The following is an 11,215-nucleotide window of genomic DNA, read 5'->3' on the forward strand; positions in this document are numbered from 1 at the left end:
GCGGCCGGCAACGTCTTCCTGGACGCCCTCGCCGCGCACCGCCGCGCCGCCGGGCTGGCCGCACAGTCCCTCGCGTGGTCTGCGTGGGCGCCCGGCGCCGGCATGACCGCGACGCTGAGCGACAGCGACCTGCAGCGCGCCTCGTCCGGCATGCCGCCGCTCACCGTCGAGCAGGGCCTCGCCCTCTTCGACGCCGCCACCACCGTCGACGAGCCGTACCTGGTGCCGGTCAGCCTGACCACCACCGACACGCGGCTGCCCGGCGAGGTGCCCGCGGTCCTGCGCGGCCTGGTCCGCTCCGGCCGGCGCGCGGCGGCGACCAGCCCGGGCGGCGCGGCGACGGTCGCCGGCATCACCCGGGAACTGCTGTCCCGTACCGGCGCCGAGCGTCACGCGTTCCTGCTGGGCCTGGTCCGCGGCGAGGCGGCGGCGGTGCTCGGTCACGCGGCCGCGTCCGCGGTCGACGCCCGGCGCGAGTTCCGTGACCTCGGCTTCGACTCGCTGACCGCCGTCGAGCTGCGCAACAGGCTGGCCGCCGTGACCGGCCTGCGGCTGTCGGCCACCATGGTCTTCGACTACCCGACCCCGGAGGCGCTGGCCGGCTTCCTGCTCGGCGAGCTGCTCGACGAGCGGCCCGAGGCGGACCTGCCCGGCCCGGCACCGGCCGGCGCCGGCGACGATCCGATCGTCATCGTCGGCATGGCCTGCCGGCTGCCCGGCGGCGTCGCCTCGCCGGACGCGCTGTGGGACCTGGTCGCCGGCGGCCGCGACGGGATCACCGGGTTCCCCGCGGACCGCGGCTGGGACCTGGCGACGCTGCGCGCCGGCGGCGACGGCGGCCGTGGCCGCAGCGCCACCGGCCACGGCGGCTTCCTGGAACGGGTGGCCGACTTCGACGCCGGGTTCTTCGGCATCTCCCCGCGCGAGGCCCTGGCCATGGACCCGCAGCAGCGCCTGCTGCTGGAGACGAGCTGGGAGGCGTTCGAGCAGGCCGGCATCGCCCCGGCCGGGCTGCGCGGCAGCCAGACCGGCGTCTTCGTCGGCGCGGGCGGCCAGGACTACACGCAGCTGGTGATGAACTCGCGGGAGGACGTGGAGGGCCACGCCAGCACCGGCCTGGCCGCAAGCGTCGTCTCGGGCCGGGTCTCCTACGTGCTGGGTCTGGAGGGCCCGGCGGTCACCGTGGACACGGCATGCTCGTCGTCGCTTGTCGCGTTGCACCTGGCCGCGCAGGCGCTGCGGGCGGGGGAGTGTGACCTGGCGCTGGCGGGTGGCGTCACCGTGATGGCGACGCCGATGGGCTTCTCCGGCTTCACCATGCAGGGCGGCCTGGCACCCGACGGCCGGTGCAAGGCGTTCGCGGACGCGGCCGACGGCACCGGCTGGGCCGAGGGCGTCGGCGTGCTGGTGGTCGAGCGGCTCTCCGACGCGATGGCCAACGGCCACGAGATCCTCGCGGTGGTCCGTGGCAGCGCGGTCAACTCCGACGGCGCTTCGAACGGCCTGACCGCGCCCAACGGGCCCTCTCAGCAGCGGGTCATCCGCCGCGCCCTGCGCGCCGCCCGGCTCGCCCCCGGCGAGGTGGACGTGGTCGAGGGCCACGGTACGGGCACGACTCTGGGTGATCCGATCGAGGCGCAGGCGTTGCTGGCGACGTATGGCCGGGATCGGGAGGTTCCGCTGCTGCTGGGCGCGTTGAAGTCGAACATCGGGCACACGCAGGCGGCGTCGGGTGTGGCCGGGGTCATCAAGATGGTGATGGCGATGCGCCACGGTGTGGTGCCGCAGACGTTGCACGTGGACCGGCCGTCGACGCACGTGGACTGGACGGCGGGTGCGGTCCGGCTGGTCACCGAACCGCTGCCGTGGCCGGTGGTGGACCGGCCCTGGCGTGCGGCTGTCTCCTCGTTCGGCATCTCCGGCACGAACGCGCACGTCATCATCGAGCAGGCGGCACCGGCAGAGCTCGCGCCGGCCACGCCGGTGCCGGGACCGGTCCCACTGCCGGTTTCCGCCAAGTCGGCACGCGCGCTCGACCTGCAGATCGAGCGGCTCCGGGCCTGGCTCGCCGACCGGCCCGACGCCTCACCCGCCGACCTGGGCCACTCCCTCGCGGCGACCCGGTCGCCGTTCGCCCACCGGGCCGTGCTGACCGGCGACACGATCGTCCGCGGCGAGGCCGAACCCCGACGCGTCGGCCTGATGTTCTCCGGTCAGGGTTCGCAGCGCGCCGGCATGGGCCGCGGCCTGTACCAGCGTTTCCCGGTCTTCGCTGCGGCGTTCGACGCGGTGACCGCGCATCTGGGTGACGTCGACTGGGACGACCTGGACCAGACGGGCAATGCCCAGCCGGCGATCTTCGCGGTCGAGGTGGCGCTGTACCGGCTGTTGGAGTCGTGGGGTGTGCGCCCGGATGTCGTGGGTGGGCATTCGGTGGGTGAGATCGCGGCCGCGCATGTGGCCGGGGTCCTGTCGCTGGAGGATGCGTGCGTGTTGGTTGCGGCGCGGGGCCGGTTGATGCAGGCGTTGCCCGCTGGTGGGGTGATGGTGGCGGTGCAGGCGGCGGAGGACGAGCTCGATCTGCCGGCCGGTGTGTCGATCGCGGCGGTGAACGGCCCGGACTCGGTGGTGTTGTCCGGGCTGGAGGAGCCGGTCATGGCGCTGGCGTCGCGTTTCGAGCGGTCCCGGCGGCTCGCCGTCAGTCATGCGTTCCATTCGGCGTTGATGGATCCGATGTTGGACGCCTTCCGCGAGGTGGTGCGGGAGCTGACCTTCCACGAATCGGCCATCCCGATGGTGTCCACGGTGTCCGGGACGGCGGTGGTGAACGACCCGGAGTACTGGGTGCGGCATGTGCGTGAGACGGTGCGTTTCGCTGACGGTGTGGCCGCGATGGGCGCGGACGTGGTGGTCGAGGTGGGTCCGGATTCGGTGCTCAGTGCGTTGATCGACGCCGAACTGGTGGTGCCGACGCTGCGTCGTGACCGTGACGAGGACGTGGCGCTGCTCGGTACGGTGGCGGCGTTGTGGACCGCGGGGGTCGAGCTCGACCTGGGTGGCTGGTTCCCGGGTGCGCGGCGGGTGCCGCTGCCCACCTACGCCTTCGACCACCGGCGCTACTGGCCCGAGCCGCGCGAACGCCCCCGCGACGAGCCGGACGCCGAGTTCTGGGCCACCGTCGAGAACGCCGACCTGGGCACCCTCGCCGACGCCATGGCCGTCGACACCGACGCCCTCGGCCGGGTGCTGCCCGCCCTCGCCACCTGGCGCCGCCACCGGCGCGACCAGTCCCTGCTCGACACGCTGCGCTTCCACGAGGCCTGGCGACCGCTCGCCGGCCGCACCGCCGGATCCGCCGCCGGCGCCTGGGTCGTCGTGGGCGACGCCGCCGACATCGCCGCCGCGCTGGGCGGAACCAGCCTGACCCGCCCGGCCGCCGACCGGGCGGCCCTCGCCGCCCAGCTGCGCGAGGTGACCGGCGAACCGGCCGGCATCGTCTCCGCGCTCGCCGCCGGCGACGATCCGCTCGGCGCCAACCTGGTGCTGCTGCAGGCCCTGCAGGACGCCGGCGTCGCGGCCCCGCTGTGGTGCGTCACCCGCGACGCCGTCGGGATCGGCGGCACCCCGGCCGACCCGGCGCAGGCGGCCGTGTGGGGCCTCGGCCGGGTCGCCGCCCTCGAATACCCGCAGCAGTGGGGCGGCATGATCGACCTGCCCGCCGCCCTCGACGACGCCTCCGCGCGGCACCTGCGCGAGGCGCTCGCCGGCACCGACGGCGAGGACCAGCTCGCCGTGCGCCCGGACGGCGTGCTCGCCCGCCACCTCACCCCGGCCCCGGCCGGGCCCGCCGACGCCGGCTGGCGTCCACGCGGCACCGTCCTGGTCACCGGCGGCACCGGCGGCCGCGGCTCGCACGTCGCCCGCTGGCTGGCCGAACACGGCGCCGCGCGGCTGGTACTGCTCAGCCGCCGCGGACCCGGCGCGCCCGGCGCGCCCGCCCTCGAGGCCGAGCTGCGGGCGCTGGGCGCCGACGTCCGCATGATCGCGGGCGACGCCGGCGACCGGGACACGCTCGCCGCGCTGCTCGCCGAGCCCGGCCTGACCGCCGTGGTGCACGCCGCCTCCGACATCGACGACGGTGTCCTCGGCGACCTCACCGCGGCGCGGTTCGCGGCGGTCGCCGCGGCCCGGGTGCGACCCGCGCTGCTGCTCGACGAACTCACCGCCGGCCTCGACCTCGACGCCTTCGTGCTGTTCTCCTCGGTCGCCGGCAGCGTCGGCAGCCCCGGCCGGGCCACCGGCGCCGCGGCCGGCGCCGCCCTCGACGCGATCGCGCAGCGCCGGCACGCCCGCGGCCTGCCGGCAACCTCGATGTCCTGGGGTGCCTGGATCGGCGAGCAGGACGGCCCCGCCGAGCGGGCCGGCACCCCGCTGCCCGCGGTGCACCCGGACCTGGCCGTCGCCGCGATGCAGCAGGCGGTCACCGCGGCCGTGCCGCTGCTGACCGTCCTCGACCTGGCGCAGGCCGACATCCTGGACTCGCTCGTCGGGGTCCGCGGCAACGCCGCGCTGCGCGAGCTGCCGCGGGCCAGGCAGGCCGTCGAGGCCGCCATCGTGGCCCGCATGCAGACCGCGACGGCGACCGGCCGGCTGCGCGAGCGGCTGCTGCCGATGGCCGCCGACGGCCGCGACGCCCTGGCCCTCGACCTGGTGCGCGCCGAGGCCGCCGCGGTGCTCGCGCACGGCTCGCCGGAGGAGGTCGGTCCCAGGGCGGAGTTCCGCGACCTCGGCTTCGACTCGCTCACCGCGGTGGAGCTGCGCAACCGGCTCTCCGCCGTCACCGGGCTGCGGCTGAGCGCCACCCTGGTCTTCGACTACCCGACGCCGACCGCCCTGGCCGGGTACCTGCTCGCCGAGATCCTCGGCACCGAGCCGGACGCGGTCGTCCCGCTCGGCGCGGCCCGGGACACCTCCGCCGACCCGATCGTCATCGTCGGCATGGCCTGCCGGCTGCCCGGCGGCGTGCAGTCGCCGGACGACCTCTGGCGCCTGGTCGCGGGGGAACAGGACGGCATCAGCGCGTTCCCCACCGACCGCGGCTGGGACCTGCACAAGCTGGCCGCCGGCGGCGCGGACGGCCAGGGCCGCAGCGCCTCGCTCGAGGGCGGCTTCCTGTCCGGCCTCGCCGACTTCGATGCGGCCTTCTTCGGCATCTCGCCGCGCGAGGCGATGGCCATGGACCCGCAGCAACGCCTGCTGCTGGAGACCTCCTGGGAGGCCTTCGAGTCGGCCGGCATCGATCCGGCGACCCTGGCCGGCAGCCCGACCGGCGTCTTCATGGGCACCAACGGCCTGGACTACTCCACGCTTATCGCACAGTCCCGCGAGGACGTCGGCAGCCTCTCCGGCACGGGGCTGGCGAGCAGCGTCATCTCCGGCCGGCTGTCGTACAACTTCGGGCTCGAGGGCCCGTCCTTCACCGTCGACACGGCCTGCTCGTCGTCGCTGGTGGCGCTGCACTCCGCCGTCGCTGCGCTGCGCAACGGTGAGTGCTCGCTGGCCCTCGCCGGCGGCGTCACCGTCATGGCCACGCCGGTCAGCTTCACCGGCTTCAGCGTCGACGGCGGCCTGTCCGCCGACGGGCGGTGCAAGTCCTACTCGGACGCGGCCGACGGCACCAGCTGGGCCGAGGGCGTCGGCGTGCTGGTCGTGGAGCGGCGGTCCGACGCCATCGCCAACGGCCACGAGATCCTCGCCGTCGTGCGCGGCACCGCGGTCAACTCCGACGGCGCCTCGAACGGCATCACCGCACCGAACGGCCCCTCCCAGCAGCGGGTCATCCGCCAGGCGCTCGCGTCGGCCGGCCTGACCTTCGCGGACGTCGACGTGATCGAGGGACACGGCACCGGCACCCCGCTCGGCGACCCGATCGAGGCGCAGGCGCTGCTGGCCACGTACGGCCGGGACCGGGACGTCCCGCTGCTGCTCGGGTCGATCAAGTCGAACATCGGGCACACCCAGGCCGCGTCCGGCGTCGCCGGGATCATCAAGATGGTGATGGCGATGCGGCACGCGCTGGTGCCGCGCTCGCTGCACCTCGACGAGCCGTCCTCGCACGTCGACTGGGAGGCGGGCAACATCCGGCTGCTGCGGGAGCCGGCCGCCTGGCCGCAGACCGACCGGCCGTGGCGCGCGGGCGTCTCGTCGTTCGGCATCTCCGGCACCAACACCCACGTGATCCTCGAGCAGGCGCCGGCCGCGGCTGCGGCGAGTCCGCCGCCGGCGGACACCGGGCCGGTGCCGCTGGTGGTGTCGGCCAGGTCCGGGCGCGCCCTCGACGCGCAGCTCGACCGGCTGCGCACCTGGCGCGGCGAGCATCCGCACCAGGCGCCGGCCGACGTCGCGTTCTCGCTCACCGGCCGCACGCCGTTCGCGCGGCGAGCGGTCCTCGACGCCGACGGCACCGAGCTGGCCCGCGGCACCGCCGGCCCGCACCGGATCGGCGTGATGTTCTCCGGTCAGGGTTCGCAGCGCGCCGGCATGGGCCGCGGCCTGTACGCGCGGTTCCCGGTGTTCGCTGCGGCGTTCGACGCGGTGACCGCGTATCTGGGTGACGTCGACTGGGACGACCTGGATCAGACGGGTAACGCGCAGCCGGCGATCTTCGCGGTCGAGGTGGCTCTGTACCGGCTGTTGGAGTCGTGGGGTGTGCGCCCGGATGTCGTGGGTGGGCATTCGGTGGGTGAGATCGCGGCCGCGCATGTCGCGGGCGTGCTGTCGCTGGAGGATGCGTGCGTGTTGGTTGCGGCGCGGGGCCGGTTGATGCAGGCGTTGCCCGCTGGTGGGGTGATGGTGGCGGTGCAGGCCGGGGAGGATGAGCTCGATCTGCCGGCGGGGGTGTCGATCGCGGCGGTGAACGGTCGGGACGCGGTGGTGTTGTCGGGCCCTGAGGAGCTGGTTCTGGCGTATGCGGCCGGGTTCGAGCGGTCCCGGCGGTTGGTGGTCAGTCATGCGTTCCATTCGGCGTTGATGGATCCGATGTTGGACGGCTTCCGTGAGGTGGTGCGGGGGTTGGCGTTCCATGAGCCGGTGATCTCGATGGTTTCCACGGTGTCCGGGACGGATCTGGTGACGGATCCGGAGTACTGGGTGCGGCATGTGCGCGAGACGGTGCGTTTCGCTGACGGTGTGGCCGCGATGGGTGTGGACGTGGTGGTCGAGGTGGGTCCGGATTCGGTGCTCAGTGCGTTGATCGACGCGGAGTTGGTGGTGCCGACGCTGCGTCGTGACCGTGACGAGGACGTGGCGCTGCTCGGTACGGTGGCGGCGTTGTGGACCGCGGGGGTCGAGCTCGACCTGGGTGGCTGGTTCCCGGGTGCGCGGCGGGTGCCGCTGCCCACCTACGCCTTCGACCACGAACGCTTCTGGCCGCGCCCGCTCGCACACTCGGGCGACGTCGGGTCGGTCGGGCTCACCGCCGCCATGCACCCGCTGCTCGGCGCCGCGATGACCCTGGCCGACACCGGCGAGGTGGTCTTCACCGGGCTGCTGTCGCTGCGCGTGCACCCGTGGCTGGCCGACCACCGGGTCGCCGGGCAGGTCACGCTGCCCGGCTCCGCCTGGCTGGAGCTCGCGGTGCGGGCCGGCGACCAGGTCGGCGCCGAACGCGTACAGGACCTGGAGCTGCACGCGCCGCTGGCGATCGGCGGCTCGGCCGCCCTTCAGGTGCGCGTCGGCGCTCCCGACCCGTCCGGCGTGCGCACGGTGTCCATGCACTCGCGCCCCGAGAACGGCGACGACCCGTGGGTGCTGCACGCCCGGGGCAGCCTCGCCACCGGACGGGACCGCATCGACTTCGAGGTGCCGGCCTGGCCGCCCGCGTACGCCACCGAGGCGGACCTGGACGGATTCCACGAGGTGCACGGCCACGGGCCGGCCTTCACCGGCCTGCGCGCGGTCTGGCTGCACGCCGACGAGGCGTACGCCGAGGTCACCCTCCCCGAGCCGGTGGCCGGCGACGCGCAGTACTTCGGCATCCACCCCGCCCTGCTCGCCTCGATCACCCACGTGACCGGGCTGCTCGGCATCGACGACGAGCTGCAGCCCGGCCGCTGGGACGGGGTCACCCTGCACGCGGCCGGCGCCACCACGCTGCGCGCCCGGATCGTGCGGCGGGGCGCCGACCGGGTGGAGATCGCCGCCGTGGACCCGGCCGGCGCACCCGTGCTGTCGGTGCGGGAACTCACCCTGCACCGGCCGCGCACCGTCGCTGCCGCCGCGCGGCTGCCGCTGTTCCGGATGGACTGGCCGGCCGTCGAGACGCCCGCCCCGTCGTCCGTCCGGCACGCCGTGCTCGGCGACTCGGTGGCCGAACTGCCGTCCGACGTCGAGGTGGTCGTGGTGCCGGTGACCGGCGACCCGGCCGACGTGATCGCCTCCACCCACCGGCTGACCGGGCGGGTGCTCGACGCGGCACAGGCGTTCCTCGCGGACACCCGGTTGATGAACGCCCGGATGCTGTTCGTCACCGACGGCGCGGTCGCCGCCGACGAGGGCGAGCCGATCCGGGACGTGCCGGCCGCCGCGGTCTGGGGACTCGTCCGTTCCGCGTACGCGGAGAACCCCGACCGTTTCGTCATCGTGGACACCGCCGATCCGGCCGCGTTCCTGCCGCTGCTCGCGGGCGTCACCGCCGACGGCGACCAGCAGTTCGCGGTCCGTGACGGCGTGGTGAGGGTGGGCCGGATGGCCCGCCTCGCCTCGGCCGACGCCCTGCTGCCGCCGGCCGGCGGCGCCTGGCGGCTGGTCCGCCACGGCGACGACGTGGCGCTGACCCCGTGCCCCGAGGTGTGGGAGCCGCTGGACGCGTCCGAGGTCCGCATCGACGTCTTCGCCGCGGCGCTGGACCCGGCACCGCAGGACACCGAGGGGCCGCTGGGCCGCACGGTGGCCGGCATCGTCACCGAGGTCGGCGCCGGCCAGTGCGGCTTCAACCCCGGCGACCGGGTGATGGGCCTGGTGGCCGGCGGCGTGGGCCCGATCGCGGTGGCCGACGCCGGTTCCCTGATCGCGGTGCCGCAGCAGTGGTCCTGGGCCGAGGCGGCGGCCGCCGCCACCGACCCGGACCCGGCCCGCCCGGCCGTCGTGAACGCCTGGGACGTGCGCCGGGCCCGCGCCGCGCTGCGCACGCCCGCGGCCGGCCCGCTGGTGCTGGAGATGCCCCGCCGCTGGCACCGCGAGGGCACCGTGCTGATCACCGGCGGCACCGGCGCGCTCGGCCGGCACTTCGCCCGCCGGCTGGTCGCCAACGGCGCACGCAACCTGCTGCTCACCAGCCGCCGCGGCCCGCACGCGCCGGGCGCGAGCGAGCTGGAGGCGGAGCTGGACGCGCTGGGCGCGTCGGTGCGGATCGTGGCCTGCGACCCGGCCGACCGGGAGCAGGCCGCCGCGCTCGTCGCCGGCATCCCGCCGACGCAGCCGCTCACCGCGGTCTTCAACATCGCCGGCGTGCTCGACGACGCGATCCTCACCTCGCTGACCCCGCAGCGGATGGAACGGGTGCTGCGCCCCAAGGTCGACGCGGCGTGGAATCTGCACGAGCTGACCCGCGACATGGGCGTGGCCGCGTTCGTGTCGTTCTCCTCCGGCGCCGCCATGATGGGCAACCCCGGCCAGGGCAACTACGCCGCGGCGAACGCGTTCCTGGACGCGCTGGCGCACTACCGCCAGGGCCAGGGGCTGGCCGGCCTGACCCTCGCCTGGGGGCCGTGGGACGACACGGACGGCATGACCGGCGCGATGACCGACACCGACCTGCAGCGGATGCGGGCCAGCGGCATGCCGCCGCTGCGGGTGGACGAGGGCCTCGACCTGTACGACACGGCGATCGGCTCGTACAGCCCGTACGTCGCCCCGCTGGCCATGGTCTCGGGCCCCGCCGCCCCGGGCGCGTTCGTGCCGCCGCTGTTCCGCGGCCTGGTCCGGACGGCTCGCCGCGCCGCCGCCACCGCCGAGGCCGGCGGCGCGGCGCTGACCAGGCAGCTGTCCCGGCTGGGCGGCGCCGACCGGGCCCGGGTGCTGGTGGATATCGTGCGCACCGAGGCCGCCGCGGTGCTCGGGCACGCCACGTCCGACGCGGTCGACGCCGAGCGCAACTTCTACGAGCTGGGCTTCGACTCGCTGACCGCGGTGGAGCTGCGCAACCGGCTCAGCGTGGCCACCGGACTGCGGCTGCCCGCGACGGTCATCTTCGACAGCAAGACCCCGGCGGAACTGGCCGGCTGGATCCGCGCCGAGCTGGCCACCCAGGAGGGCGCCGACCCGGACCTGGCCGCGGCGGCCGGCGGCGAGCCGGAACGCGACTCGCTGGAGCGGCTGTTCCTGGACGCGCTCGCCGCCGGCAAGGTGCGCGAGGCGCAGCGGATGCTGGCCACCCTCGCGGCGCTGCGCCCGGCCTTCGAGTACGCCTCGGAGCTGGAGGACCTGCCGCTGCCGGTGAACCTGGCCGAGGGCGCCGGCTCGCCGAAGCTGATCTGCATCCCGGCGCCGACCGCGAACTCCGGCCCGCACCAGTACTCCCGGCTGGCCGCGCACTTCCGCGGCGAGAGCGACGTGTCCGCGCTGCCGCTGATCGGCTTCGCCACCGGCGAGCGACTGCCGGACAACGCCGACGTCGCCGTACGGGTGATCGCGGAGAGCGCGCTGCGGGCCAGCGACGGCAAGCCGTTCGTCCTGGTCGGACACTCCTCCGGCGGGTCGCTGGCGTACGCCGCCGCGGGCGTGCTGGAGAGCACCTGGGGCGTGCGGCCCAGCGCGGTCATCCTGCTGGACACGCTCAGCTTCCAGCACAACGACGACGAGGGCGTCGACTACGGCGGCATGATGCGGCTCAACTTCGCCGGCGGCGACGACGCCGCCCCGGTTCGGCTGACCAACTCCCGGCTGTCCGCGATGGGCCGCTGGATGGTGCTGCTCAACCGGATGGAGGTCGCGCACACCACCGCGCCGGTGCTGTCCATCCGCTGTACCCGCGAGAGCGTCGCGGGCAGCGTCGCGGACCTCACCCCGATCGTCGACGGCGCGGAGGTCCGGCCGATCGACGCCGACCACCTGTCCCTGGTACGCGAGGACTCGAAGCAGACCGCCGCCCTGATGCTCCAGTGGCTGGGCGGCCTCGCGGACAAGCCTTAGGGAATTCCGCAGTGCAGATCTTGCA

The 11,215-nt window shown here is 75.1% G+C and carries 1 protein-coding gene; it reads left to right on the forward strand.

The features are described from left to right. Positions 1-102 precede the first annotated feature (102 nt). Complete coding sequence (locus tag AB0B58_RS40800; RefSeq protein WP_360236236.1) at positions 103-11,190, forward strand: type I polyketide synthase; 11,088 nt, start codon at positions 103-105, stop codon at positions 11,188-11,190. Positions 11,191-11,215 lie beyond the last annotated feature (25 nt).

Origin of the sequence: Actinoplanes sp. NPDC049118 (genome assembly GCF_040648555.1) — a bacterium.
Taxonomy (GTDB): Bacteria; Actinomycetota; Actinomycetes; order Mycobacteriales; family Micromonosporaceae; genus Actinoplanes.

What these genes read in the sequence shown, in the direction of transcription:
- AB0B58_RS40800 (WP_360236236.1), top strand. Translation starts at nt 103, where the DNA reads ATGACCGCGACGCTGAGCGACAGCGACCTGCAGCGCGCCTCGTCCGGC.